Origin of the sequence: Salinisphaera shabanensis E1L3A (genome assembly GCF_000215955.2) — a bacterium.
Lineage (GTDB): Bacteria > Pseudomonadota > Gammaproteobacteria > Nevskiales > Salinisphaeraceae > Salinisphaera > Salinisphaera shabanensis.
Genome location: NZ_AFNV02000024.1, coordinates 12,782 through 38,131, shown reverse-complemented (window position 1 = coordinate 38,131; position 25,350 = coordinate 12,782). Strand labels below are relative to the sequence as shown.

The window sequence follows — 25,350 nt, the reverse complement described above, 5'->3', positions numbered from 1 at the left end:
AAGCCCGGCCGCCAGCGGCGGATTAACCCACCGCCGCGCGTTGTGTCCACGCCCCTCACGATCTGGAGTACCCCATGAAAGATCTGCTGAATCTGTTCAAGAGCGCCGACGACGTCGAAGAATTCGACGCCATCAAGATCGGCCTCGCGTCGCCGGAAACGATCCGTTCGTGGTCGTTCGGCGAGGTGAAAAAGCCGGAAACCATCAACTACCGTACGTTCAAGCCGGAACGTGACGGGCTGTTCTGTGCGCGTATCTTTGGCCCGGTCAAGGATTACGAATGCCTGTGCGGCAAGTACAAGCGCATGAAGCACCGCGGTGTGATCTGCGAAAAATGCGGCGTCGAGGTCACCCAGACCAAGGTACGTCGTGAGCGCATGGGTCATATCGACCTGGCCTCGCCGGTCGCCCATATCTGGTTCCTCAAGAGCCTGCCGTCCCGTATCGGCCTGCTGCTCGACATGCCGCTGCGCGCGATCGAGCGCGTGCTGTATTTCGAAGCCTATGTGGTCACCGATCCGGGCATGACCCCGCTCGAGCCGTACTCGCTGCTCACCGAAGAGGAATACCTCGATACGGTCGAACAGTACGGCGACGAATTCGCGGCCAAGATGGGCGCGGAAGCGGTGCTCGATATCCTGCGCAACATGGACATGGGCGCAGAAGCCCAGCGCATGCGCGAAGAGCTCAATGCCACCGGTTCGGCCACCAAGATCAAGCGTCTCGGCAAGCGCCTGAAGCTGCTGGAGTACTTCCAGCAGTCGGGCAACAAGGCCGAGTGGATGATCATGCGCGTGCTGCCGGTGCTGCCGCCGGATCTGCGTCCGCTGGTGCCGCTGGACGGCGGTCGGTTCGCGACCTCGGATCTCAACGATCTGTATCGTCGCGTGATCAACCGCAATAACCGTCTGCGTCGCCTGCTCGAACTCAACGCCCCGGACATCATCGTGCGCAACGAAAAGCGCATGCTGCAGGAGTCCGTGGACGCGCTGATCGACAACGGCCGTCGCGGTCGCGCGATCACCGGCTCCAACCGTCGTCCGCTCAAGTCGCTGGCCGACATGATCAAGGGCAAGCAGGGCCGTTTCCGTCAGAACCTGCTGGGCAAGCGTGTCGACTACTCGGGCCGTTCGGTCATCGTGGTCGGCCCGACGCTCAAGCTGCACCAGTGCGGTCTGCCCAAGAAGATGGCGCTGGAGCTGTTCAAGCCGTTCATCTATTCGCGCCTGCAGCGTCTGGAGCTGGCCTCCACGATCAAGGCTGCCAAGAAGATGGTCGAGCGTGAAGAGCCGGAAGTCTGGGATATGCTCGAGGAAGTCATCCGCGAGCACCCGGTCATGCTCAACCGTGCGCCGACCCTGCATCGTCTGGGTATCCAGGCGTTCGAGCCGGTGCTCATCGAAGGCAAGGCGATCCAGCTGCATCCGCTGGTCTGCACCGCCTTCAACGCCGACTTCGACGGCGACCAGATGGCCGTGCACGTGCCGCTGTCCATCGAAGCACAGCTGGAAGCGCGCGTGCTGATGATGGCGTCGAACAACATCCTGTCGCCGGCCTCCGGTGCGCCGATCATCGTACCGACCCAGGACGTCGTGCTCGGCCTGTACTGGATGACGCGTTCGCGCGTGAATCAGCTCGGCGAGGGCATGACCTTCGCGGACGTCTCCGAGGTCTATCGTGCCTATGATGCCCAGCAGGTCGATCTGCAGGCGCATATCAAGGTGCGTATCAACGACGTCGACGTGGACGAGGACAACAACCAGACGCCGGTGACCCGGATCGTGGAAACCACGGTCGGCCGTGCGATGCTGTCCGAAATCCTGCCCAAGGGTCTGCCCTTCAAGCTCATCAACCGTGAGCTGGACAAGAAGGCGGTCGGCGATGTCATCAACTCCAGCTATCGCGATGTCGGTCTCAAGGACACGGTCGTGTTCGCTGACCAGCTGATGTACACGGGTTTTCGCATGTCCACCAAGGCGGGTATTTCCATCGCCGTGGGCGACATGGTGATCCCGGAAGAAAAGACCACCGTGCTGGCGCGTGCCGAGGACGAGGTCAAGGAGATCGAGGAGCAGTACACCTCCGGTCTCGTGACCCAGGGCGAGCGCTACAACAAGGTCATCGATATCTGGTCGCGTGCCAACGAGCAGATCGCGGGCGCGATGATGGACAAGCTAGGTCTCGACGAAGTGGTCGACTCCGAAGGCAATGCCATCGACCAGACGTCGTTCAACTCGATCTTCATGATGGCGGATTCCGGCGCGCGTGGTAGTGCGGCCCAGATTCGTCAGCTGGCTGGCATGCGTGGCCTGATGGCCAAGCCGGATGGCTCGATCATCGAAACGCCCATTACCGCGAACTTCCGTGAAGGTCTGAACGTACTCCAGTACTTCATCTCCACACATGGTGCGCGTAAGGGTCTGGCCGATACCGCGCTCAAGACCGCGAACTCGGGTTATCTGACCCGCCGTCTCGTGGACGTGTCCCAGGACGTGGTCATTACCGATCACGACTGCGGGACCGACCAGGGCATCAAGATGTATCCCATCGTCGAAGGCGGCGATGTGGTCGAACCCCTGCGCGAGCGCGTGCTCGGTCGTGTGTTGGCCTCCGACGTTGTCGATCCGGCCACCAACCACACCCTGCTCAACGCCGGACAGCTGCTCTCCGAAAAGGAAGTGGATCTGCTCGAGGTCAACTCGATCGACGAGGTCCACGTGCGGAGCCCGATCACCTGCGAAGCGCCGTTCGGTGTCTGTGCGCAGTGCTACGGCCGCGATCTGGCCCGGGGCGAGCAGGTTTCCATTGGCGAATCGGTGGGCGTGATCGCTGCGCAGTCGATCGGCGAGCCGGGTACCCAGCTGACCATGCGTACCTTCCACGTGGGTGGTGCCGCATCGCGTGCGGTCTCGGCCGACGGGGTCGAGGTCAAGTCCGCCGGTACCGTCAAACTGCACAACATCAAGACGGTCGAACATGCCGAGGGCGGCCACCTGGTGGCCGTGTCGCGTTCCGGCGAAATTGGCGTCATGGACGACAATTATCGCGAGAAGGAACGCTACAAGATCCCCTACGGTGCACGTCTGCATGTGGGCGAGGGCGATGTGGTCGAGGCCGGCGCCCGTCTGGCCGACTGGGACCCGCATACCCACCCGATCATCTCGGAAGTCGCCGGCAAGGTGAAATTCGAGGAGTTCATCGAGGGTGTGACCGTCCAGCGCGAAATCGACGAGATCACCGGTGTATCCACGCTGGTGGTTACCGAGCCGAAATCGCGTGGCCAGGGCAATCGCGACCTGCGTCCGGTGATCAAGCTGCTGGATAACGACGGCAACGAGCTCAACTTCCCGGGCACCGAAATCCCGGCGGCCTACAGTCTGCCGCCCAAGGCCATCGTGGTGGTCGAGGACGGCCAGAGCGTGGTCGTGGGTGACGTCACCGCACGTATTCCGCAGGAATCGTCCAAGACGCGTGATATCACCGGTGGTCTGCCGCGTGTGGCCGATCTGTTCGAGGCGCGCAAGCCCAAGGTTCCGGCGATTCTTGCCGAGGCCGCGGGTACGATTCGCTTCGGCGAGGCGACCAAGGGCAAGCAGCGCCTCAAGATCGTGGACTCGGAAGGCTACGAGAACGAGATCCTCATTCCCAAGTGGCGCCAGATCAACGTGTTCGAAGGCGAGCACGTCGAGAAGGGCGAAATCATCTCCGATGGCGAGCCGATGCCGCATGACATCCTGCGTCTGCAGGGTATCCCGAAACTGGCGGACTATCTGGTCAAGGAAATCCAGGACGTCTACCGCTTGCAGGGCGTGCGCATCAACGACAAGCACATCGAGGTGATCGTGCGTCAGATGCTGCGCCGGGTGGAAATCGTCGATGCCGGCGATACCTCCTTCCTGCAGGGCGAACAGGCGGAATACCAGGCGGTACTCAACGAAAACCGCCGGGTCGAGGCCAAGGGCGAGCAGCCGGCCACATTCGACCGCCTGCTGCTGGGCATCACCAAGGCCAGTCTGTCGACGGAGTCGTTCATCTCGGCGGCATCGTTCCAGGAGACTACGCGCGTGCTGACCGAGGCCGCCGTGCGCGGCGCCCGCGACGACCTGCGTGGCCTCAAGGAGAACGTCATCGTCGGTCGTCTGATTCCGGCCGGTACCGGTCTTGCGTACCACGAGCAGCGCCGCCGCGAGCGTCTCGGGCCGCTGGATCTGGAAGGCGCGCTGCCGCGCGACGAACAGATCCCCGGCGCCAGCGACGAGGCCGAAGCCGAGGAATCCACCAACGAAGACTCGGCCTGAGGTGATATGGCGCGCCGTGCTTGACAGCGCGGCGCGCCACTATTAGTATCCGCCGTCCTTTAACGGCAGCACGACGTCGGGTCGCGCTGCCTTAATATTTTTAATCGATCGAGTAGGGTGACGACGTGTCTACGGTCAACCAACTGGTCCGCAAGGGCCGCAAAGACAAGCGCCAGAAGAACGACGTGCCCGCGCTGCAGGGCTGTCCGCAGCGCCGTGGTGTGTGCACGCGTGTCTATACCACCACGCCGAAGAAGCCGAACTCCGCGCTGCGTAAGGTTGCACGTGTTCGTCTGACCAACGGTTTCGAAGTCGCCAGCTATATCGGCGGCGAAGGGCATAACCTGCAGGAACACTCGGTCGTGCTCATTCGTGGCGGTCGTGTAAAGGATTTGCCCGGTGTGCGTTATCACACGGTGCGCGGTGCACTGGACGCCTCGGGCGTCGAGGCACGCCGCCAGGGCCGTTCCAAGTACGGCGCCAAGAAGCCGAAGTCCTAGTCCGAACGCACTAGTTCACCGAATTACCTAAAGGTTCACTATGTCCCGTCGTGCATCCGCGCCGCGTCGCGAAATTCTGCCCGATCCGCGCTATCACAGCGAGTTGCTGGCCAAGTTCATGAACATGATCATGGAAGATGGCAAAAAGTCGAAGGCCGAGGCCATCGTCTATGGCGCGCTGACCCAGATCGGTACCAAGAAAGGCACCGACGAGCCCCTCGAGATTCTCGAGGAAGCGCTGGACAACATCCGTCCGGCGGTCGAGGTCAAGTCCCGCCGTGTCGGTGGTGCGACCTATCAGGTCCCGGTCGAAGTGCGTGCCGTGCGTCGTACTACGCTGGCCATGCGCTGGGTGATCGACGCAGCGCGCAAGCGTGGCGAGCATTCCATGGCTCAGCGTCTGGCTGGCGAGCTGCTGGATGCCTCCGAGCATCGTGGCGCCGCGGTTAAAAAGCGCGAAGACACGCACCGGATGGCCGACGCCAACAAGGCGTTCTCGCACTTCCGCTGGTAAGACGCGCGGTTTTCGCGCGCTCCATTTCGCAAGATTCAAGAGACTTTCATGGCCCGCAAGCATCCTCTCGAGCGCTATCGCAACATCGGCATCATGGCGCATATCGATGCCGGCAAGACCACGACCACCGAGCGTGTGCTCTACTACACCGGCATCTCTCACAAGATGGGCGAAGTGCATGACGGCGCGGCCGTGATGGATTGGATGGCGCAGGAGCAGGAGCGCGGCATCACCATCACCTCGGCTGCGACCACCTGTTTCTGGCAGGGCATGGAGCAGCAGTTCCCCGAGCAGTACCGTATCAACATCATCGACACGCCCGGTCACGTTGACTTCACCATCGAAGTCGAGCGTTCGCTGCGTGTGCTCGACGGCGCGGTATGTGTGCTCGATGCCAACGCCGGTGTCGAGCCGCAGACGGAAACGGTATGGCGCCAGGCCAACAAGTACCACGTGCCGCGGCTGGTGTTCGTCAACAAGATGGACAAGCTGGGTGCGGACTACTATCGCTGCGTGCAGATGATGCGCGATCGTCTGGCCACCCATCCGGTGTCCATCCAGCTGCCGATCGGCGCGGAAGACGATTTCGAAGGCGTGGTCGATCTGCTGCGCATGCAGGCGATCTACTGGAACGAAGAAGACGCAGGTCGTACGTTCGAAGCGCGCGAAATCCCCGACCATCTCAAGGCCGATGCAGAGAAGTATCGCGAAGAGATGGTCGAGGCCGCCGCCGAAGCCAACGAAGCGTTGATGGACAAGTACCTCGAAGACGGTGAGCTGTCGAACGACGACATCAAGGCCGGTCTGCGCACGCGCACCATCAACAACGAAATCTGCCTGTGCCTGTGTGGTACCGCGTTCAAGAACAAGGGCGTGCAGGCGATGCTCGACGCGGTCGTCGACTACCTGCCGGCGCCGACCGAAGTGCCGCCGATCAAGGGCCAGGACGCGAACGATCCTGAAGTCAAGATCGAGCGCCGCGCCAGTGACGAAGAGCCGTTCTCGGCGCTCGTATTCAAGATCGCGACCGACCCGTTCGTCGGTTCGCTGGCCTTCATTCGTGTCTACTCGGGTGTGCTCTCCTCCGGCGACTCGGTCTACAACCCGATCGAGAACAAGAAAGAGCGCGTCGGCCGTATCCTGCAAATGCACTCCAACTCCCGTGAGGAGATCAAGGAAGTGCGTGCGGGTGATATTGCCGCTGTGGTTGGCCTGAAGAATGTCACCACGGGTTATACGCTGTGTGCGCCGGACTCCCAGGTCATTCTCGAGCGCATGGAGTTCCCCGACCCGGTTATCGCGGTGGCCGTCGAGCCGAAATCGCGTGCCGATCAGGAAAAGATGGGCGTGGCCCTGTCGAAGCTGGCCCAGGAGGATCCGTCCTTCCAGGTGCGTACCGACGAGGAAACCGCGCAGACCATCATTTCGGGCATGGGCGAGCTGCATCTGGAAATCATCGTCGATCGCATGAAGCGCGAATTCGGCGTGGAAGCCAACGTCGGTGCACCGCAGGTGGCCTACCGCGAAACGATCCGCAAGGAAGTCGAGCAGGAAGGCAAGTTCGTTCGTCAGTCCGGCGGTCGCGGTCAGTACGGCCACGTCTATCTGCGGCTCGAGCCGCAAGAAGAGGCGGGCAAGGGTTACGAGTTCGTCAACGCCATTACGGGTGGTGTGGTGCCGAAGGAATACATCAACTCTGTGGACAAGGGCGTCCAAGAGGCGATGACCAACGGTGTCGTGGCCGGTTATCCGATGGTGGATCTTAAGGTCACGCTGTACGACGGTTCCTACCATGATGTTGACTCCAGCGAGGCCGCGTTTAAGATAGCCGGCTCGATGGCGTTCAAGGATGGTGCGCGCAAGGCGTCGCCGGTTCTGCTTGAGCCGATGATGGACGTCGAAGTCGTCACGCCCGAAGAATACATGGGTGATGTGATGGGCGATCTGAATCGCCGTCGCGGCACCGTCAAGGGTATGGAAGACATTCCCACCGGCAAGCAGCTGTCTGCTGAAGTGCCGCTGTCGGAAATGTTTGGTTATTCGACCGATCTGCGCTCCATGAGCCAGGGTCGTGCCACCTATACCATGCAGTTCGAGAAATATTCGGAAGCACCTTCGCATGTAATCGAAGGGCTCACCCGCAACCAGTCGCAAAAGGCATAAGAGGTAGTCGCCGTGTCCAAATCAAAATTCGAGCGTAACAAGCCGCACGTAAACGTCGGCACGATTGGTCACGTGGACCATGGCAAGACCACGTTGACGGCGGCGCTGACGGTGGTATCGAACCGTTTGTTCGGATCGCAGCTGTCGGCGTTTGACATGATCGACAAGGCGCCGGAAGAAAAGGCGCGTGGTATCACGATCTCGACCTCGCACGTCGAATACGAAAGTGAAGCGCGTCACTACGCCCACGTCGACTGCCCGGGTCACGCCGACTACGTCAAGAACATGATCACCGGTGCCGCCCAGATGGACGGCGCGATTCTGGTGGTTTCGGCTGCTGACGGCCCCATGCCGCAGACGCGTGAGCACATCCTGCTGTCGCGTCAGGTCGGCGTGCCGCATATCGTCGTGTTCCTCAACAAGGCCGACATGGTCGACGACGAAGAGCTGCTCGAGCTCGTCGAAATGGAAGTGCGCGAACTGCTCGACGCCTACGACTTCCCCGGTGACGACACCCCGGTGATCGTCGGCTCCGCGCTCAAGGCGCTGGAAGGTGACGAAGGCGAATACGGCATCGAAGCCATCGCCAAGCTCGTGCGCGCCATGGACGACTTCATTCCCGAGCCGGAACGTGCCGTGGACGGCGCCTTCCTCATGCCGGTCGAAGACGTCTTCTCGATCTCCGGTCGTGGCACCGTCGCCACCGGTCGTGTCGAGCGTGGCATCGTCAATGTCGGCGACGACATCGAAATCGTGGGCATCAACCCCACCACCAAGACCACCGTCACCGGTGTCGAAATGTTCCGTCGTCTGCTCGACCAGGGTCAGGCCGGCGACAACATCGGCGTACTGCTGCGTGGCACCAAGCGTGAAGACATCGAGCGCGGCCAGGTGCTGGCCAAGCCCGGTTCGATCACGCCGCACACCAAGTTCGAATGCGAAGTGTACGTGCTCAAGAAAGAAGAAGGCGGTCGTCATACCCCGTTCTTCAAGGGCTATCGTCCGCAGTTCTACTTCCGCACGACCGACGTGACGGGCGCGTGTGAACTGCCGGCCGACACCGAGATGGTGATGCCGGGCGACAACGTCACGATGAACGTCGAACTGATCCACCCGATCGCGATGGAAGAAGGCCTGCGCTTCGCCATTCGTGAAGGCGGCCGCACCGTGGGTGCCGGCGTCGTGACCAAGATTACGGAATAAACATGGCCGCAAGTCAGAACATTCGTATTCGCCTCAAGGCTTTCGATCATCGCCTGATCGACAAGTCGGCGCGTGAGATCGTGGAAACCGCCAAGCGCACGGGTGCGCAGGTGCACGGCCCGATCCCGCTGCCGACGCGAAAGGAGCGCTACACGATCCTCATTTCGCCGCATGTGAACAAGGATGCGCGCGATCAGTACGAAATCCGCACGCACAAGCGGATGATGGATATCGTGGAGCCCACGGAGAAGACCGTGGACGCGCTCATGAAGCTGGATCTTGCTGCGGGCGTCGACGTCCAAATTAAATTGCAGTAAGAACGAGACAAAACGGTTGCGGTCTGGTATAGTCCGCGGCCCTGGCGAACGAAGCCCGCTGCACGCGGGCTTCGTTCACTGGATGCAACCAAACTTGAACTGTCGCCCCCTCTAGCGAGTGGCGATAAGCGAGAAGGTACTTAACACATGGCTATTGGATTGGTAGGTCGCAAGCGCGGCATGTCTCGCGTTTTCGACGAAAATGGCGTGTCCGTTCCGGTAACGGTCGTCGAAGTCGAGCCCAATCGCGTCGTTCAGATGAAGGACAGCGACAGTGACGGCTATCGCGCGATTCAGGTAACCACGGGCGAACGTCGTGCAAGTCGCGTGACCAAGGCCGCCGCCGGGCACTTCAAGAAGGCCGGCGTCGAAGCAGGTCGCGGCTTGTGGGAGTTCCGGGTCGAAGGCGAATGGCCGACGGTTCCGGTTGCTGCTCCGCAGCCGACCGAGGAAGGCGAAGAGCCGGCCGAAGCCGAACAGGTCGAGTTGGCCGTCGGTGGCGAGCTGACCGTGTCGCTGTTCTCGGAAGGGCAGATCGTGGACGTGGTTGGGCGCTCGATCGGTAAAGGTTATGGCGGCGTCATCAAGCGCCATAACTTCCGCTCGCAGCGCATGACGCATGGTAACTCCAAGGCGCACCGTGCGCCGGGTTCCATCGGCCAGAACCAGTCGCCCGGCCATGTGTTCAAGGGCAAGAAGATGTCCGGTCAGTTGGGCAATGCGCGCACCACCGTTCAGAACCTGCGGGTCGTACGTGTGGATGCGGAGCGCAACCTGATTCTGATCCAGGGCGGCGTTCCGGGCGCGAAGGGTGGTGACGTGGTCATCAGCCCCGCGGTCAAGAAGGCCGGCTAGGCCCGACTTTTACGACAGGCATAAGTCATGGAACTCAATTTGGCAACAGGCGGCAAGACGGTTTCGGTTTCCGATGCGATCTTTGCTCGTCCGTTCAACAAGGATCTGGTTCATCAGATCGTCACGGCGTATCTGGCTGGCGCTCGTGCGGGCACCAAGGCGCAGAAGAATCGTGCCGAAGTGCGCGGCGGCGGCAAGAAGCCGTGGCGCCAGAAGGGTACCGGTCGTGCCCGTGCCGGCACCATTCGCAGCCCGATCTGGACCGGCGGTGGTGTGACCTTTGCGGCGAGCCCGCGCGATTACGCGCAGAAGGTCAACCGCAAGATGTATCGCGCCGGCATGAGTGCGATCGTCTCGGAGCTGCTGCGCCAGGAGCGTTTGACGGTCATCGAGGCGCCCGCGCTGGAAGCGCGCAGCACCAAGGGTCTGCTCAAGGCGCTGTCCGATCAGAACTGCGAGGCGCGCGGCCTGATCGTGGTCTCCGAAGTCGATGACAAGCTTGGCTATTCGGCCAATAACGTTGTCGGCCTGGACGTGGTCGCCGTGAACGCGCTGGATCCGGTCGTGCTGGTCGGTGCCGAGAATGTGCTCATTACGGAAGACGCGCTGCGCGCGCTCGAAGGTTGGCTGCAATGAATCAGGAACGCATCTTTCAGATTCTGCGCGCGCCCCACATCTCTGAAAAGAGCACCGTGGTGGCCGACGCGAACAATCAGGTCGTCTTCGAAGTTGCGAATACGGCGAGCAAGGCCGAGATCAAGACGGCGGTGGCCACGCTTTTCGACGTCAAGGTCGAGGGCGTGAATACGGTTAACGTCAAGCCCAAGCTCAAGCGATTCCGTGGTCGTCCGGGTGTGCGTAGTGGCTGGAAGAAGGCCTACGTCACGTTGGCCCAGGGCGAGGAAATCGATTTCCTCGACGGCGCCACCCAGTAAGCGCTCGTAGCAAGCGCCAAAAGGTAAGAAACTATGGCACTCAAGAAAGCCAAGCCGACATCTGCGGGTCGCCGCTTCGTCGTCAGCGTCAAGGATGCGTCGCTGCATAACGGCAAGCCGGAATCCTCGCTGGTCGTCAAGAAGCACAAACAGGGTGGTCGCAACAACAACGGTCGCATTACGGTGCGTCACCGTGGCGGCGGTCATCGTCAGCATTACCGCCTGGTAGATTTCAAGCGGGACAAGGATGGTGTGCCGGCCAAGGTCGAGCGCCTTGAATACGATCCGAATCGTAGCGCCAATATCGCCTTGCTTTGCTATGCCGATGGCGAGCGTCGTTACATCATCGCGCCGCGCGGTGTGACCGTTGACACGAAGATCGTGTCCGGTCCGCAGGCGCCGATTCGCCCCGGCAACGCGTTGCCGCTGGCCAGTATTCCCGTAGGCACGACCGTGCATTGCGTGGAAATGCGGCCCGGCAAGGGTGCGCAGCTGGGCCGTAGTGCCGGTGCTGCAATCCAGGTTGCGGCGCGTGCGGGCGAATATGCGGTGATCCGGCTGAAGTCCGGTGAAACGCGGCGCGTACATATCAACTGCCGTGCGACGGTAGGCGAGGTCGGCAATTACGAGCATAGCCTGCGTCAGCTCGGCAAGGCCGGCGCGAAGCGTTGGCGTGGTCGTCGCCCGACCGTTCGCGGTGTGGCGATGAACCCGGTCGATCACCCCCATGGTGGTGGTGAAGGCCGGACCAGTGGCGGTCGGCATCCGACCAGCCCCTGGGGTTGGAAGACCAAGGGTTTCAAGACGCGTGCTAACAAGCGCACCGACGGCATGATTGTTCGTCGCAGCGTCAAGCGTAAGAAGCGGTAAGCCGCGTTTTATAAAGGCACAGGAATAGCTATGCCCCGTTCAATCAAGAAAGGCCCGTTCGTCGATCTGCATCTCGCCGCCAAGGTGGAAGCAGCCGCGAACAGCAGCACCAAGCGTCCGATCAAGACGTGGTCGCGTCGCTCGATGGTGACGCCGGACATGATCGGCCTGACGATCGCCGTGCATAACGGCCGTCAGCACGTGCCGGTGTTCGTGTCGGAAAACATGGTCGGGCACAAGCTCGGCGAGTTTTCGCCGACGCGCACCTTCAAGGGCCATCTGGGCGACCGCAAGGGTTAAGGCGAGGACTTATCAATATGGAATCGTTCGCCAAACTTCGTTTCGCGCGTATCTCGCCGCAGAAAGCCCGTCTCGTCGCCGACGAGGTTCGGGGTATGCCGGTCGAGCGCGCCTTGGAGACGCTGCAGTTCTCTTCCAGGAAGGCCGCACATATCGTGCGCAAGGTGCTCGAGTCGGCCGTGGCCAACGCCGAGCACAATGAAGGCGCGGATATCGACGAGCTCAAGGTCGCGACGATCATGGTCGACGAAGGTCCGACCATGAAGCGCATGAAGCCCCGTGCTCGTGGTCGTGCCGATCGGATTTTCAAGCGTACGAGTCACGTGACGATTCGCGTCGCAGACAAGTAATCGGATAAAGATATGGGTCATAAAGTACATCCTGTCGGTTTCCGTCTCGGTATCACGTCCGAGTGGAGCTCGCGCTGGTATGCCGAGAACGCCGGCTATCGCGACGCGTTGAATACGGATCTCGAGATCCGTGATTTCATTCGCGAAAAGCTGGCGCATGCCTCGGTCAGCCGTATCCAGATCGATCGTCCGGCGCGTAGCGCCCGGATCACGATTCATACGGCGCGTCCGGGCATCGTCATCGGCAAGAAGGGCGAGGATATCGATAAGCTGCGCGCGGAAGTCTCCGAGCGTATGGGCGTGCCGGTTCATCTGTCGGTCGAAGAGATTCGCCGTCCGGAACTTGATGCCCTGCTTGTGGCCCAGAATATTGCCCAGCAGCTTGAGCGCCGCATCATGTTCCGGCGCGCGATGAAACGCGCGGTCGGCAATGCGATGCGCCTCGGCGCCGGTGGTATTCGTGTCAACGTCGCCGGTCGCTTGAATGGTGCCGAAATCGCGCGTACCGAGTGGTATCGCGACGGTCGCGTGCCGCTGCATACGCTGCGTGCCGACATCGATTACGGCCTGGCTGAAGCCAAGACAACGTACGGCGTGCTCGGCGTCAAGGTCTGGATCTTCAAGGGCGAAGTGTTCGATACCGATCCCAAGATCGAAGAAAAGCCCGCCGATACCGGCGCGGCCGCGGGGTAAACAGCGATGTTGCAACCGAAACGAGTCAAATTCCGCAAGGTCCAGAAAGGCCGTAACCGCGGTCTGGCCCAGCGTGGTAACGCGGTCAGCTTTGGCGAGTATGGCCTGAAGGCGGTCGAGCGGGGTCGTCTGACCGCGCGTCAGATCGAGGCTGCTCGTCGTGCCATGACGCGTCATATCAAGCGTGGCGGCAAGACCTGGATCCGTGTGTTCCCGGACAAGCCGGTCACCAAGAAGCCCATCGAAGTTCGTATGGGTAAGGGCAAGGGCAACGTCGAGTTCTGGGTCGCCAAGGTGCAGCCCGGCTCCATGCTCTATGAAATGGAAGGCGTCAGCCGCGAAGTTGCCCAGGAGGCATTTCGTCTGGCGGCCTCGAAGCTGCCGGTGAAGACGGCCTTTGTCGAACGCAAGATTCTGTAGAGGCGAAGATGAAAGCGAAAGAATTGCGCGAGAAATCGGCCGAAGAACTGGAGAAAGAGCTGCTGTCGCTGCGTCGCGAACAGTTCAATCTGCGCATGCAGCAGGCCACGGGGCAGCTCGCGCAGACCCATCAGTTCGGCGTCATTCGTCGTGACATCGCGCGCATCAAGACTGTGCTGCGCGAAGCCGGCAAATAGGAACAGTTGAGCCATGAGCGAAACGAGCGAAACCAATAACACCGCCGCCGAGCAGGAAAAGCGTCAGCGCGTACTGGCCGGCAAGGTCGTGAGTAACGCGATGGACAAGACCATCGTGGTGCTTATCGAGCGGCGCACGCAGCATCCGCTGTACGGCAAGTACATGCGTCGCAGCACGCGTTTGAAGGCGCACGATCCCGAAAACACCTGTCAGGTGGGTGATTTCGTGGAAATCGCAGAAGGCCGCCCGGTGTCGCGCCGCAAGGCGTGGTCGCTGCGGCGCGTGGTCGAGAAGGCCGGCGAATTCGATACCGCAGGATAAACGACAGCCATGATCCAGACAGAATCGGTACTCAATGCAGCCGATAACAGCGGCGCCCGCCGCGTCCAGTGCATCAAGGTGCTGGGCGGCTCGCATCGTCGTTACGCGCGCGTTGGCGACATCATCAAGGTCAGCGTCAAGGACGCGATCCCGCGTGGTCGCGTCAAGAAAGGCGAAGTGATGAATGCAGTCGTGGTGCGTACGCGTCACGGTGTTCGTCGCAACGACGGGTCGCTGATCCGTTTCGACAATAACGCTGCCGTGCTGCTCAACAACAACAATGAGCCGATCGGCACCCGTATCTTCGGGCCGGTCACGCGCGAGCTGCGTGAGAAGTTCATGCGCATCATCTCGCTTGCGCCGGAGGTTCTATGAGCTCCAGAAAGATTCGTAGTGGCGATGAAGTGATCGTCATTAGTGGCAAGGATCGCGGTCGTCGCGGCACGGTCAACCGTGTGCTGGGCGACAAGATCGTGATCGACGGCATCAACATCGCCAAAAAGCATGTGCGCCCGGATCCCAATCAGGGCATCCAGGGTGGCATTGAAGAACGCGAGATGCCGCTGCATATCTCGAACGTGATGCTGTACAACCCGGACACCCAGAAGGGTGAGCGGGTCGGTTTCAAGTGGCTGGGCGAAGGTGCGGACCGACGCAAGGTTCGTATCTACAAGTCGTCCGGCGAAGTGGTCGACGCGTAGGTGAATGACATGGAAAACGCCATGGAAAATACGAGTAAACATCCGGCGCGCTTGAAATCGGTGTACACCGATCAGATCGTCCCGAAGCTGATGGAGCAGTTCGGCTTCACCAGCCCGATGGCTGCGCCGCGCGTGACCAAGATCACCCTTAACATGGGTGTTGGCGAGGCGGTGTCCGATCGCAAGGTGATCGAATCGGCGATTGCGGATATGGCCAAGATCGCCGGTCAGAAGCCGGTCATGACCCGCGCCCGCAAGTCGGTCGCAGGTTTCAAGATCCGTGAAGGCTGGCCGATCGGCTGCAAGGTCACGCTGCGTCGCCGTCAGATGTACGAATTTCTGGACCGTCTCGTGAACGTGTCGCTGCCGCGTATTCGCGATTTTCGCGGCCTGAACCCGCGTTCGTTCGACGGTCGCGGCAACTATAGCCTCGGTATTCGTGAACAGATCGTGTTCCCGGAAATCGATTACGACCGGGTCGATGCGCTGCGCGGTATGGATATCGTGATCTCGACCTCGGCAAAGAACGACGAAGAGGGGCGGGCCCTGCTTGACGGGTTTAACTTCCCGTTTCGCAAGTAAGCCGGCTCCGGAGACCCAAAGTATGGCAAAGAAAAGCATGATCGCCCGCGATCGTAAGCGTATGAAGCTGGTGGCGAAATACGCCGAAAAGCGCGCTGCGATCAAGGAACGTATCAACGACCCGGAGGCGACGCCTGAAGAGCGTTTCGCTGCCGCGCAGGAACTGCAGGCTCTGCCGCGTGACGCCAGCCCCACCCGGGTAACGCGTCGCTGTCAGGCGACCGGTCGTCCGCGCGGTGTTTACCGCAAGTTCGGGCTCTCGCGTAATAAATTGCGGGAAGCCGCAATGCGCGGTGAAGTGCCCGGTCTCGTAATGTCCTCCTGGTAGGCCACAGAAAAGGTATCGGTACGCATGAGTATGACTGACCCTATCGCCGACATGTTGACCCGTATTCGTAACGGGCAGTCGGCAGACAAGGAAAGCGTCGAAATGCCCTCGTCCAAGTTGAAGCTGGCGATCGCCCAGGTTCTGCAGGAAGAGGGCTACATCTCCGGATTCGAGACCACTGAGCTGGAGGGTAAGCCGCGCCTGCGCGTCGAGCTTAAATACTTCCAGGGACATGGCGTGATCGAGCATATCGAGCGCGTGTCGAAGCCGGGTCTTCGTATCTACCGCGGCAAGAAAGATGTGCCTTCGGTAGTTGGCGGTCTCGGCATCTCGATCGTGTCCACGTCGCAAGGCGTGATGACCGACCGCGCAGCGCGCGATGCGGGTCACGGCGGCGAGATTCTCTGCTACGTGTCGTAAGGCGCGTCGAGCAAAGCACAGGAAGTTCGAATATGTCCAGAGTAGCTAAGGCCCCGGTCAGCCTGCCCAGCGGCGTGGAATGCAATGTCGCTGCACGCGACGTGCGGGTCAAGGGCAAGAACGGAGAGCTGGTCTTCCGTCTGCCGGACGGCGTCGATGTAGAAGTTGCCGACGGCGAGGCCACAGCCAAGCCGACCGGTCGCAAGCCCAACATGGCCATGGCCGGCACCGTGCGAGCCACGGTGGCCAACATGGTCAAGGGTGTAAGCGAAGGGTTCGAGCGTAAGCTCGAGCTGGTCGGCGTGGGTTATCGCGCACAGGCGCAGGGCGATACGCTCAACCTGTCGCTTGGCCTGTCGCACCCGGTCGCCTATAAGATGCCCCAGGGCGTCACGGTGGCCACGCCCAGCAATACGGAAATCGTTCTTACCGGCGCGGATAAGCAGGTGGTGGGTCAAGCCGCTGCTGAAATCCGCCACTTCCGTCCGCCGGAGCCCTACAAGGGCAAAGGCATACGCTACGCCGATGAGCGCGTGGTTCGTAAGGACGCGAAGAAGAAGTAATCAACGGCTGGTTTCATTTACCGCCAACAACAGATTCATTACGCCATGCACAAGAAAACGATTTCGCGACTGCGCCGCGCCCGTCGAGGCCGCATGCACATGCGCAACCTCGGCGCGCACCGTTTGTCCGTACACCGTACGCCGCAGCATATATACGCACAGATCGTCGCGCCCGACGGCTCTCGCACCGTTGCGAGCGCGTCTACCGTCGAGAAGACGCTGCGCGAAGAATGCGGCAAAACCGGCAACTGTGACGCTGCGCGTGTCATTGGCCGGACTATCGCCGACCGTGCCAAGGCTGCTGGCGTCGACGCCGTTGCCTTTGATCGTTCGGGTTTCGCCTATCACGGTCGAGTCAAGGCGCTCGCCGATGCCGCGCGTGAAAGCGGCCTGCAGTTCTAACGGGATTTTTCGCAATGGCAACACGTAACGAACAACGCACCGAAGGCGATCTGCTCGAGAAGCTGATCACCGTCAATCGCGTCGCCAAGGTCGTCAAGGGTGGTCGTCAGTTTGGTTTTACTGCACTGACGGTCGTCGGCGATGGCGAGGGCCGTGTGGGCTTCGGATATGGCAAGGCACGCGAAGTGCCGCTGGCGATCGCCAAGGCGATGGAAGCCGCGCGCAAAAGCATGATCCGTGTCCAGATCAAGGACGGCTCGACGCTCCAGCACGCCATCATCGGCCGCCACGGCGCGACCAAAGTGATTATGCGTCCGGCCTCGGAAGGTACGGGTGTGATCGCCGGTGGCGGCATGCGCGCCGTGTTCGAGGTCGCAGGCGTGAGCAACGTCCTCGCCAAGAGCTACGGTTCGCGTAATCCGATCAACCTTGTTCGCGCGACGATCAACGGGCTTCGCGAAATGCATGATCCCGAGTTCATTGCGGCGAAGCGCGGTAAGTCGGTCGAAGAAATCACGGCTTAACGGAGAGCGCGAGATGGCCAACAAAGAAATTACGATCAAACTCATCAAGAGTCCGATCGGTCGGGTCAAGCGTCATCGCGCCTGCGTGCGTGGTCTTGGTCTGCGTCGGATGCATCATCAGGTGACGGTGGCGGACACGCCGGAAAACCGGGGCATGATCAACAAGATCGTCGACATGCTCGCGATCCAGGAGTCCTAGGATGAAACTCAACGATCTTCAGCCAAACGACGGCGCGCGCAAAGAGCGCAAGCGTGTCGGTCGCGGTCCGGGTTCGGACCTCGGCAAGACCGCGGGCCGCGGTCACAAGGGCCAGAAGGCGCGTAGCGGCGGCTATACCAAGGTCGGTTTCGAAGGCGGTCAGATGCCGCTTCAGCGCCGCGTACCCAAGCGCGGCTTTCGCAGCCCGGTGAATGCGCCGGCCGAAGTCCGTCTCGATAATTTGAACCGTCTCGAAGGCGACGTGGATCTCGCGGCTTTGAAAGCGGCTGGGATCGTGTCGCGCGACGCGCGTCGCGCTAAGGTGATCGCGACGGGTGAAGTCACCGTCGCGGTCAACTTGAAGGGCGTCGCCGCGACGGCTGGTGCCGCCAAGGCGATCGAAGCGGCCGGCGGCAGCGTAGCCGAGTAATCATGGCGAAGCGGCCCAACACTGCAGCGCCCGGCGGCTTCAACCCGAACTCGGGTAGCCTCACGGAAGTGCGTCAGCGCCTGCTGTTTTTGGTGGGTGCGCTGATCGTTTTTCGTATCGGCACGTTCATCCCGGTGCCGGGTATCGATCCGGCGCAGCTGGCGCGTCTGTTCGAGCAACAGGCGGGTACGATTCTCGACGTGGGCGTGATGTTTACCGGTGGTGCGCTGAAGCGTCTGTCGATATTCGCGCTGGGCGTGATGCCGTATATTTCGGCGTCGATCATCATGCAGTTGATGACAGCGACCGTACCGGCTCTGAAAGACCTCAAGAAAGAAGGCGAAGCCGGGCGCCGCAAGATCACGCAGTACACCCGGTACGGAACGGTTGCCCTGGCGTCGTTCCAGTCTATCGGGACAGGCATCGCACTATGGAATCAGGGTATCGCCCAAAGCGGTACGAGTGAATTCGCGTTTATCTTTACAACCGCCGTCTGTTTGACGACGGGCGCGATGTTCCTGATGTGGCTTGGCGAGCAGGTTACGGAACGCGGTATCGGGAACGGTATTTCGATGCTGATCTTCGCGGCCATCGTCGCCGGGCTTCCGTCGGCTATTGGCGGCACGCTCGACCTGGTGCGTACTGGTGAGCTGAGTGTCTTCTTTGTCATCGCGTTGTTCGTCGGTGCCATGGCGGTGCTTGCGTTCGTGGTGTTCGTGGAGCGCGCACAGCGGCGTATTCCCGTACATCACGCGCAACGTCAGCGTGGGCGACGGATGTACGCAGCGCAGACGCAGCACTTGCCGCTCAAGCTCAATATGGCCGGTGTGATTCCGCCGATTTTCGCGTCGAGCATCATTCTATTCCCGGCCACTGTGGTGCGGTTTCTGGGTGAAGGTGGTTCGGTTGCGAACTGGGTATCGAATGCCATTGCGCCGGGACAGCCTCTGTATGTGCTGTTCTATTCGCTGATGATTATTTTCTTCTGCTTTTTCTATACCGCGCTCGTATTCGATTCGCGTGAGACGGCAGATAACCTGAAGAAGTCCGGCGCGTTCATTCCGGGTGTGCGTCCTGGTATTCAGACGGCGAACTATATCGATACAGTGCTGACCCGGTTGACCGTGGCCGGCGCTGTTTATGTGACTGCGGTTTGTCTGCTTCCCGAGTTGCTGATTCTTCAGTACAACGTGCCGTTTTATTTCGGCGGTACCTCGCTGCTGATCATTGTGGTTGTCGTCATGGACTTCATGGCGCAGCTGCAGGCGCATCTGATGTCGCATCAGTACGAAGGGTTGATGAAGAAAAACAACCTGAAATCACAAGGCCGTGGCGGTGCCGGCGCGGGCATGCTCCGCTAGCCCGTCGGTCACAAGCGCAACAACGATTACACCACCGACCGCTGATTACGGTCGGCGAGATGTCAGAGGTAGGACATGAAAGTTAGAGCATCGGTTAAGAAAATTTGCCGCAATTGCAAAGTCATCCGGCGTAACGGCGCTGTGATGGTGATCTGTTCGACCGACCCGCGCCATAAGCAGCGCCAGGGTTAGTCGAAAAACCTTGTAATCACAGAACAGAAAGGCTATATTGGCGGGCTTTTCCACGGTTGAATATTCGCTTAGCGCTCTGACGCTGGCGACAACCATTGCCCGGTAGCTGGGAGATCAATCGAATGGCGCGAATCGCTGGAGTTAACCTCCCGATCAACAAGCATGCGGTAGTGGCGTTGACATCGCTTTACGGCGTCGGATTCACGCGGGCTCGCGAAATCTGCGAAGCCTCGAACGTGGCGACCGACACCAAGATCAAGGATCTCACCGAAGGTGAGGTCGAGGCGCTGCGCGCACAGGTGCAGCAGTACACGATCGAGGGCGACCTTCGCCGCGAGATCTCCATGAACATCAAGCGACTGATGGACTTGGGCTGCTACCGCGGCCTGCGTCATCGTCGTGGTCTTCCGGTGCGTGGTCAGCGTACCAAAACCAATTCGCGCACGCGTAAGGGCCCGCGTCGGCCCATCCGCCGCTAGTTCGTTCTCGCACGAGAGTACAGGTAACGCTTTATGGCGACAGGCACGTCTTCCACAGCATCTCGTACGCGCAAAGCGCGCGCACGCCGCAACGTCACGGACGGTATCGCGTTCGTGTATGCCACCTTCAACAACACGATCATCACGATCTCCGACCGTCAAGGCAACGTGTTGTCGTGGTGCACTTCGGGTAGCTGTGGCTTCAAGGGTTCGCGCAAGAGCACGCCGTTCGCAGCGCAGGTCGCTGCTGAGCGTGCAGGCGAAGGCGCGGCACAGTACGGCGTGAAAAATCTCGAGGTGCGCGTCAAAGGGCCTGGGCCGGGCCGCGAAGCGGCGGTGCGTTCACTCAACGGCGCTGGCTTCAAGGTTACCGGCATCATCGATGTGACCCCGATTCCGCACAATGGTTGTCGTCCGCCCAAGAAGCGCCGCGTCTAGCGCGCTCGGGCGATCGAACCGGAACAGGTAGAGAACAATGGCTAAGTACACAGGACCGAAATGCAAGCTTTCGCGCCGAGCAGGAACCGACCTGTTCCTCAAAGGGCGCGGCCGCTCGCTTGAAGGCAAGTGCAAGATCGATACGCCGCCGGGCGCCCAGGGCACCCAGCGCCGTCAGCGCCTGTCGGACTATGCCCTGCAGCTGCGCGAGAAGCAGAAGCTGCGGCATATGTACGGCGTGCTGGAAAAGCAGTTCCGTAACTACTACAAGAAGGCCGCGCAAAACAAGGGTGCGACCGGTGTAGTGTTGTTGCAGCAGCTGGAAACGCGGCTCGACAATGTCGTCTATCGCATGGGCTTTGCCTCCACTCGCGCCGAAGCGCGTCAGCTGGTCAATCACAAGGCGGTTGCGGTCAACGACTACCCGGTCAATATCCCGTCCTACGAAGTGAAGGTGGGCGATACGGTCGCCATCCGTAATCGCGCGAAGCATCAGCCGCGCATCATCGAATCGCTCCAAGTCGCGTCCCAGCTCGGACTAAGCGAGTGGGTCGAAGTCGACGAGAAGGGCCTCAAGGGTACCTTCAAAGCGGTTCCGGATCGGGATCAGGTGTTGCCGGATATCAACGAGAATCTGGTAGTCGAGCTTTACTCGAAGTAATAGGCGCTGTCTTAGACAGCAAGAGGTATTTGCATTATGCAGTCCAGTGAATTGCTGAAACCGCGCCTGGTCGAGGTGGAGCGGGCAAACGAGCGGCGCGCCAAGATCGCGCTTGAGCCGCTCGAGCGTGGCTATGGCCATACGCTCGGCAACGCTATTCGGCGGATTCTGTTGTCCTCTATCCCGGGCGCAGCGATCACCGAAGTAAAGATCGATGGCGTGCTGCACGAGTACACGACGGTTGAGGGTATGCAGGAGGACGTCATTGACGTTCTGCTTAACCTCAAGAACGTGGCTGTGCGTATGCATTCGCGTGACGAAGCCGAGTTGCATCTCCATAAAAGTGGTGAAGGCCCGGTTACGGCAGGCGACATCAGCACGGATCACGACGTCGAAATCGTCAATCCGGACCTTGTGATCGCGCATCTGACCAGCGGCGAGCTGCGGATGAGCATGAAGGTCGAGCGTGGTCGTGGTTATCAGCCCGCTCAGAGCAAGTCGGAGCCGGGCGAAGAAGACACGGGCGCGAGCGAGATTGGCGCCTTGCGGTTGGACGCGAGCTTTAGTCCGATCCGTCGCGTGAGCTATGCGGTGGAACGTGCGCGCGTCGAGCAGCGTACCGACCTCGATAAACTGGTTCTCGATATCGAGACGAACGGCAGCGTAGAGCCGGAAGACGCGGTCCGTACGGCGGCTGCCACGCTCTACGATCAGCTTTCGGTGTTCGTGGATCTGGAGGCGCGCAAGGAGTCGACCCGTAAGGGCGAAACCGGCAAAACCGATCCGACGTTGCTTAAGCCGATCGAGGATCTTGAGCTTACGGTTCGCTCGACCAACTGCCTCAAGGCAGAAGACATCCATTACGTGGGTGATCTGGTCCAGCGCACGGAAACCGAGCTCATGCGCACTCCGAATCTCGGCAAGAAGTCGCTGACCGAAATCAGCGAAGTTCTGGCGGAGCACGGCCTCAAACTCGGTATGACGGTCGAGAACTGGCCGCCGGCCGAACTCGAAAAAGCCTAGCGTTTTTTCGCGAATATAGACTAAGGACAAAGCTATGCGTCATCGCAAGAGCGGTACTAACCTGGGGCGCGAATCTTCCCATCGCGCGGCCATGATGAAGAATATGTCGTCGTCGCTGTTCAAGCACGAGCTGATTCGCACCACGCTGCCGAAAGCGAAAGAATTGCGTCGCGTTGCGGAGCCGTTGATTACGCTTGCCAAGACCGATAGCGTCGCCAATCGTCGTCTTGCCTTCGCGCGTCTGCGGGACAAGGAAGCAGTCGGCAAACTTTTCGGCGAACTCGGCAAGCGCTATGCGCAGCGTCCGGGTGGCTATCTGCGTATCCTCAAGTGCGGTTTCCGTCCGGGCGACAATGCGCCCATGGCGTATGTCGAACTGGTGGATCGACCGGTCATCGAAGACGACGAAGACGAGACGCTTGAAGCCTCAGCCTGAGGTTTCCATCAAGCGTTGAAAAGCCGGCCCTCGGGCCGGCTTTTTTGTGGGTAGAATATGCCGCGCTGCAATAATGTGGCTTGTTCCTTTGGGGGAGTTCGGATGGGCTTGAAATTGGGTGTTCGCGGGGGCTGGGCCGCCGCGTTGTGTTGCGTCGCGCCGGCGGTATTTGCCGACACCGTGTATCTGGAAGACGGCAGCCGGATCAACGGCGAGATTGTGTCGTTGTCAGCAGACAGCATAATGATGGATACCGCGTTTGCTGATTCGCTAACGATCAGTCGGAACCAGATCGAGGGGCTGGCAAGCGACGATACGTTGAAGGTGCTGTTGAGCAGCGGTCGCCAGACCGAGGCGCGGTTTGCGTACGACGCGCAGCCGCACACCCAGCGAATCGATATCGGCGATGACGCAGGTAATGAGAGCCTGACGCTCGATGATATCGCAGAGATTGCGCCGGCGGTTGTCGATGCGCAGCAGGACGAAGATGACTACGAACTGCCCAATGCGGACAGTCTGCCGCCGGAAAATGGGGATTACTGGTCGGGCAGCGCAGAAGTCGCGCTAAACGGTAAATCGGGCAACACCGATACCAGTTCGTTGCTGACCCGCGTGTCGGCGTTACGCAATACTGGCGGCACGCGGTTGTCGCTGTCGGCGTCGGCAGACCGGGAGGAAGAAGACAACGAAACGACCTCCGAAGAGTATCTCGGCGAGGCGCGCTTCGAAGATGATTTGACGCAGCGTTTGTTCTGGTTCTTGCAGCAGGAACTGGAGAAAGACGAGTTCGAGGATATTGATCTGCGTTCACGCACGTTGATCGGCCCGGGCTATTTTCTCGCGCGTCGCGATCGCCTAACTTTCAAGGTGCGTGGTGGTATAGGCCATCAGTATGAGAAATACACCGACGGCGGCAACAACAGCGAGCTCATCTTTTCGGCCGGTTGGGACTATGCGCAGCTCGTCGGTGAGTGGCTTACGCTGACTCACGAGTTCACCGCTTATCCCGAAGTGACCAACAGCCCGAGCGAGAACTTCATTCTCGAATCGGCGCTGGGCGTGGAATTGCCGATTGCCAACAGCGACGTGTGGCGCCTGCGCGCCGGGCTCGATCATAAGTACAACAACAATCCCGAGCCGGGCGTGGAAGATCTCGATACGACCTATAACTTCGGCGTCTTGCGTAACTTCTAGCGACTTGTTTCGGACGCGCCCGCCTCGACTTGAACGAGGCGCGGCGCGGCGCCGTCCAGTTGCAAGGCGGTTAGCTGGCCACCCCAGGCGGCGCCGGTATCGATGCCCCATACCCGGTCCTCTGGCCAGGCGACACGCTCGAGCGCAGACCAGTGCCCGAACACAATGCGCTCGTTAGCGGCCGCGCGTTCCGGCCAGGCAAACCAGGGCACGAGACCTGAGGGCGCGTCGGCGAGCGTCTTCTTGTAGTCCATGTCCAGGCCGCCGTCCGGCGCGATGAAGCGTTGGCGCGTTAGCGCGTTGGCGATATAACGCAGGCGTGCAAGCCCGACAAGCTCCGGATTCCAGTGCGTCGGCGTATTGCCGTATAGCCCGGCAAGAAATTCGGCATGCGCGGGCCCGCGTAGGGTGGATTCCAGTTCCCGGGCTCGGGCCTGCGCTTCGGCTATCGTCCATTGGGGCGGAATGCCGGCATGCACCATGGTCCAGCCCAGCAATTCATCGCGATGCATTAGCGGGCGATGACGTAGCCATTCGAGTAGCGTATCGCCGTCTGGCGCTTCGAATATTTCGCGCAGGCCCTTCTTGGCCGTGGCGGCTGCGTCGTCTCGCTGAGCGAGAGCCAACAGACTCAGGTCATGATTACCGAGAACGGTCACTGCACGCTCGCCGAGGTCTCGAACGCGGCGCAGGACGCCGAGCGAGTCCGGTCCGCGATTGACGAGGTCACCCACGAACCAGAGGCGACACTGGTCATCGATGGTGTGGAGGCGGTCGAGCAGTCGGTCGAGTGTGGATCGGGCACCGTGGATGTCGCCGATACAGAAAGTCGCCAAGATTCACCGCAAAAAAGGAGAAAGCACACAGTATAGCCACGATGCTGTCGTCGGGTCATCGGCGGCGAGTTGGCATGCGTTTCCGACGCGCATAAATCGGATCGAGGCGGGTTCTAGCCACAGCAGAATGAAGACGAGGCATGTTCGCCGTCAGTCTGCCAATACGTTGGCTTACCGTATTCGCGTGTGGCTGGTCGCGACGCGACGACGAGTAAAGGGGCGGGGTGACCACACCGGCGCAGAGGGTGCGGCACGCGTGAATTCGGCCTCAGCGGTCAACTCGAGCGGGTTTGTGCCGATATCTCTGATCATATGCCCGGCACGGCGATGTCATGCAGGCGGTGGCGCGCGCTGCACATAACGCTCACAACTGGCCGGCCGGCTGTGCAGCGGGCTACCCTGTATCCGCTTGATAGAAGGTAAAGAACTGAATCGTAAAAAGTTCCATTCTGCTACTGTTGAGAAGGGCGACGCTCGCAAAGTGCGTATATCTGAGCGCGCGACACATCCGGTGCCCATGTCGTGGAGCGATTGCGTGCGCTGGCAGGGCAGATCGTCGGGTCGCCCGCGAGCTCATGCGCCGGTGCGCGGTGTGGGTGCGCGATAGCAGTGCGCTTGATAGGTAGGGTCATGAACACACGATA

35 protein-coding genes are annotated in these 25,350 nt (G+C 60.6%); 34 read left to right on the top strand and 1 reads right to left on the bottom strand.

What is annotated here, in order from left to right; translation table 11 throughout:
• Positions 1 to 74 precede the first annotated feature (74 nt).
• The 34 genes from rpoC to SSPSH_RS14340 all read left to right on the top strand — a co-directional run bounded on the left by rpoC (position 75) and on the right by SSPSH_RS14340 (position 23,870).
• A complete protein-coding gene (rpoC, locus tag SSPSH_RS14500) occupies positions 75 to 4,298 on the top strand; it encodes a DNA-directed RNA polymerase subunit beta' (protein ID WP_006913623.1) in 4,224 nt (1,407 codons plus the stop codon).
• Between the two features lie 125 nt (positions 4,299 to 4,423).
• A complete protein-coding gene (rpsL, locus tag SSPSH_RS14495) occupies positions 4,424 to 4,798 on the top strand; it encodes a 30S ribosomal protein S12 (protein WP_006913624.1) in 375 nt (124 codons plus the stop codon).
• A 40-nt stretch (positions 4,799 to 4,838) separates the two neighbouring features.
• On the top strand, positions 4,839 to 5,312 hold the full coding sequence (gene rpsG, locus SSPSH_RS14490) for a 30S ribosomal protein S7 (RefSeq protein ID WP_006913625.1): 474 nt from the start codon (positions 4,839 to 4,841) through the stop codon (positions 5,310 to 5,312).
• Positions 5,313 to 5,360: 48 nt separating this feature from the next.
• Positions 5,361 to 7,475 (top strand): elongation factor G, encoded by a 2,115-nt coding sequence (gene fusA / locus SSPSH_RS14485; protein ID WP_006913626.1) that lies wholly within the window; start codon positions 5,361 to 5,363, stop codon positions 7,473 to 7,475.
• Positions 7,476 to 7,487: 12 nt separating this feature from the next.
• Positions 7,488 to 8,678 carry an elongation factor Tu gene (gene tuf / locus SSPSH_RS14480; protein ID WP_006913627.1) on the top strand — a complete coding sequence of 397 codons (1,191 nt, stop codon included), beginning with the start codon at positions 7,488 to 7,490 and terminating at the stop codon, positions 8,676 to 8,678.
• Between the two features lie 2 nt (positions 8,679 to 8,680).
• Positions 8,681 to 8,995 (top strand): 30S ribosomal protein S10, encoded by a 315-nt coding sequence (gene rpsJ, locus SSPSH_RS14475; protein ID WP_006913628.1) that lies wholly within the window; start codon positions 8,681 to 8,683, stop codon positions 8,993 to 8,995.
• A gap of 147 nt (positions 8,996 to 9,142) precedes the next feature.
• Positions 9,143 to 9,850: a 50S ribosomal protein L3 gene (gene rplC / locus SSPSH_RS14470; protein ID WP_021031836.1), complete on the top strand. Its 708-nt coding sequence runs from the start codon at positions 9,143 to 9,145 to the stop codon at positions 9,848 to 9,850.
• 27 nt (positions 9,851 to 9,877) lie between these two features.
• Positions 9,878 to 10,486 carry a 50S ribosomal protein L4 gene (rplD, locus tag SSPSH_RS14465; protein WP_006913630.1) on the top strand — a complete coding sequence of 203 codons (609 nt, stop codon included), beginning with the start codon at positions 9,878 to 9,880 and terminating at the stop codon, positions 10,484 to 10,486.
• Positions 10,483 to 10,785, top strand: coding sequence for a 50S ribosomal protein L23 (rplW, locus tag SSPSH_RS14460; protein ID WP_006913631.1), 303 nt, complete (start codon positions 10,483 to 10,485; stop codon positions 10,783 to 10,785). The genes rplD and rplW overlap by 4 nt, the downstream gene beginning before the upstream one ends.
• Before the next feature lie 33 nt (positions 10,786 to 10,818).
• Positions 10,819 to 11,655: a 50S ribosomal protein L2 gene (gene rplB, locus SSPSH_RS14455; RefSeq protein WP_006913632.1), complete on the top strand. Its 837-nt coding sequence runs from the start codon at positions 10,819 to 10,821 to the stop codon at positions 11,653 to 11,655.
• 30 nt (positions 11,656 to 11,685) lie between these two features.
• Positions 11,686 to 11,955, top strand: a complete 270-nt coding sequence (gene rpsS, locus SSPSH_RS14450; protein ID WP_006913633.1) for a 30S ribosomal protein S19 — start codon at positions 11,686 to 11,688, stop codon at positions 11,953 to 11,955.
• A gap of 17 nt (positions 11,956 to 11,972) precedes the next feature.
• On the top strand, positions 11,973 to 12,305 hold the full coding sequence (gene rplV, locus SSPSH_RS14445; protein ID WP_006913634.1) for a 50S ribosomal protein L22: 333 nt from the start codon (positions 11,973 to 11,975) through the stop codon (positions 12,303 to 12,305).
• A 12-nt stretch (positions 12,306 to 12,317) separates the two neighbouring features.
• On the top strand, positions 12,318 to 12,998 hold the full coding sequence (gene rpsC / locus SSPSH_RS14440; protein ID WP_006913635.1) for a 30S ribosomal protein S3: 681 nt from the start codon (positions 12,318 to 12,320) through the stop codon (positions 12,996 to 12,998).
• A gap of 6 nt (positions 12,999 to 13,004) precedes the next feature.
• Entirely contained in the window at positions 13,005 to 13,418 is a 414-nt protein-coding gene (gene rplP, locus SSPSH_RS14435; protein ID WP_006913636.1) for a 50S ribosomal protein L16, read from the top strand.
• 8 nt (positions 13,419 to 13,426) lie between these two features.
• Entirely contained in the window at positions 13,427 to 13,615 is a 189-nt protein-coding gene (gene rpmC, locus SSPSH_RS14430; RefSeq protein WP_006913637.1) for a 50S ribosomal protein L29, read from the top strand.
• Positions 13,616 to 13,628: 13 nt separating this feature from the next.
• Positions 13,629 to 13,937 carry a 30S ribosomal protein S17 gene (gene rpsQ / locus SSPSH_RS14425; protein WP_006913638.1) on the top strand — a complete coding sequence of 103 codons (309 nt, stop codon included), beginning with the start codon at positions 13,629 to 13,631 and terminating at the stop codon, positions 13,935 to 13,937.
• 9 nt (positions 13,938 to 13,946) lie between these two features.
• A complete protein-coding gene (gene rplN, locus SSPSH_RS14420) occupies positions 13,947 to 14,312 on the top strand; it encodes a 50S ribosomal protein L14 (protein ID WP_006913639.1) in 366 nt (121 codons plus the stop codon).
• A complete protein-coding gene (gene rplX, locus SSPSH_RS14415; protein ID WP_006913640.1) occupies positions 14,309 to 14,638 on the top strand; it encodes a 50S ribosomal protein L24 in 330 nt (109 codons plus the stop codon). Before rplN ends, rplX begins: the two co-directional genes overlap by 4 nt.
• Positions 14,639 to 14,659: 21 nt before the next feature.
• On the top strand, positions 14,660 to 15,220 hold the full coding sequence (gene rplE / locus SSPSH_RS14410; protein WP_040608321.1) for a 50S ribosomal protein L5: 561 nt from the start codon (positions 14,660 to 14,662) through the stop codon (positions 15,218 to 15,220).
• Positions 15,221 to 15,242: 22 nt separating this feature from the next.
• Positions 15,243 to 15,548 carry a 30S ribosomal protein S14 gene (gene rpsN / locus SSPSH_RS14405; protein WP_006913642.1) on the top strand — a complete coding sequence of 102 codons (306 nt, stop codon included), beginning with the start codon at positions 15,243 to 15,245 and terminating at the stop codon, positions 15,546 to 15,548.
• A 24-nt stretch (positions 15,549 to 15,572) separates the two neighbouring features.
• On the top strand, positions 15,573 to 15,968 hold the full coding sequence (gene rpsH / locus SSPSH_RS14400) for a 30S ribosomal protein S8 (RefSeq protein WP_006913643.1): 396 nt from the start codon (positions 15,573 to 15,575) through the stop codon (positions 15,966 to 15,968).
• A 32-nt stretch (positions 15,969 to 16,000) separates the two neighbouring features.
• The gene (rplF, locus tag SSPSH_RS14395; RefSeq protein WP_006913644.1) at positions 16,001 to 16,531 is read left to right on the top strand and encodes a 50S ribosomal protein L6; all 531 of its coding nucleotides are present in this window, start codon (positions 16,001 to 16,003) and stop codon (positions 16,529 to 16,531) included.
• A 45-nt stretch (positions 16,532 to 16,576) separates the two neighbouring features.
• Positions 16,577 to 16,933 carry a 50S ribosomal protein L18 gene (gene rplR / locus SSPSH_RS14390; RefSeq protein WP_006913645.1) on the top strand — a complete coding sequence of 119 codons (357 nt, stop codon included), beginning with the start codon at positions 16,577 to 16,579 and terminating at the stop codon, positions 16,931 to 16,933.
• 14 nt (positions 16,934 to 16,947) lie between these two features.
• Complete coding sequence (gene rpsE, locus SSPSH_RS14385; RefSeq protein ID WP_006913646.1) at positions 16,948 to 17,457, top strand: 30S ribosomal protein S5; 510 nt, start codon at positions 16,948 to 16,950, stop codon at positions 17,455 to 17,457.
• Between the two features lie 13 nt (positions 17,458 to 17,470).
• Positions 17,471 to 17,656 (top strand): 50S ribosomal protein L30, encoded by a 186-nt coding sequence (rpmD, locus tag SSPSH_RS14380; protein WP_006913647.1) that lies wholly within the window; start codon positions 17,471 to 17,473, stop codon positions 17,654 to 17,656.
• Between the two features lies 1 nt (position 17,657).
• Positions 17,658 to 18,086 (top strand): 50S ribosomal protein L15, encoded by a 429-nt coding sequence (gene rplO, locus SSPSH_RS14375; protein ID WP_006913648.1) that lies wholly within the window; start codon positions 17,658 to 17,660, stop codon positions 18,084 to 18,086.
• Positions 18,087 to 18,088: 2 nt separating this feature from the next.
• Positions 18,089 to 19,447, top strand: coding sequence for a preprotein translocase subunit SecY (gene secY / locus SSPSH_RS14370; protein WP_006913649.1), 1,359 nt, complete (start codon positions 18,089 to 18,091; stop codon positions 19,445 to 19,447).
• Positions 19,448 to 19,522: 75 nt separating this feature from the next.
• On the top strand, positions 19,523 to 19,639 hold the full coding sequence (gene rpmJ, locus SSPSH_RS18535; protein ID WP_006913650.1) for a 50S ribosomal protein L36: 117 nt from the start codon (positions 19,523 to 19,525) through the stop codon (positions 19,637 to 19,639).
• Positions 19,640 to 19,761: 122 nt separating this feature from the next.
• Complete coding sequence (rpsM, locus tag SSPSH_RS14365; RefSeq protein WP_021031834.1) at positions 19,762 to 20,118, top strand: 30S ribosomal protein S13; 357 nt, start codon at positions 19,762 to 19,764, stop codon at positions 20,116 to 20,118.
• A 33-nt stretch (positions 20,119 to 20,151) separates the two neighbouring features.
• On the top strand, positions 20,152 to 20,556 hold the full coding sequence (rpsK, locus tag SSPSH_RS14360) for a 30S ribosomal protein S11 (protein ID WP_006913652.1): 405 nt from the start codon (positions 20,152 to 20,154) through the stop codon (positions 20,554 to 20,556).
• A gap of 37 nt (positions 20,557 to 20,593) precedes the next feature.
• Positions 20,594 to 21,217 carry a 30S ribosomal protein S4 gene (rpsD, locus tag SSPSH_RS14355; protein WP_006913653.1) on the top strand — a complete coding sequence of 208 codons (624 nt, stop codon included), beginning with the start codon at positions 20,594 to 20,596 and terminating at the stop codon, positions 21,215 to 21,217.
• 36 nt (positions 21,218 to 21,253) lie between these two features.
• Entirely contained in the window at positions 21,254 to 22,240 is a 987-nt protein-coding gene (locus tag SSPSH_RS14350) for a DNA-directed RNA polymerase subunit alpha (protein WP_006913654.1), read from the top strand.
• Between the two features lie 34 nt (positions 22,241 to 22,274).
• Positions 22,275 to 22,676: a 50S ribosomal protein L17 gene (gene rplQ / locus SSPSH_RS14345; RefSeq protein WP_006913655.1), complete on the top strand. Its 402-nt coding sequence runs from the start codon at positions 22,275 to 22,277 to the stop codon at positions 22,674 to 22,676.
• 102 nt (positions 22,677 to 22,778) lie between these two features.
• On the top strand, positions 22,779 to 23,870 hold the full coding sequence (locus tag SSPSH_RS14340) for a DUF481 domain-containing protein (RefSeq protein WP_006913656.1): 1,092 nt from the start codon (positions 22,779 to 22,781) through the stop codon (positions 23,868 to 23,870).
• On the opposite strand, the gene SSPSH_RS14335 is transcribed toward SSPSH_RS14340, so the two are convergent.
• Positions 23,867 to 24,706: a symmetrical bis(5'-nucleosyl)-tetraphosphatase gene (locus SSPSH_RS14335; RefSeq protein ID WP_006913657.1), complete on the bottom strand. Its 840-nt coding sequence runs from the start codon at positions 24,704 to 24,706 to the stop codon at positions 23,867 to 23,869. The two genes, SSPSH_RS14340 and SSPSH_RS14335, sit on opposite strands and share 4 nt — an antisense overlap.
• Positions 24,707 to 25,350: the final 644 nt, after the last annotated feature.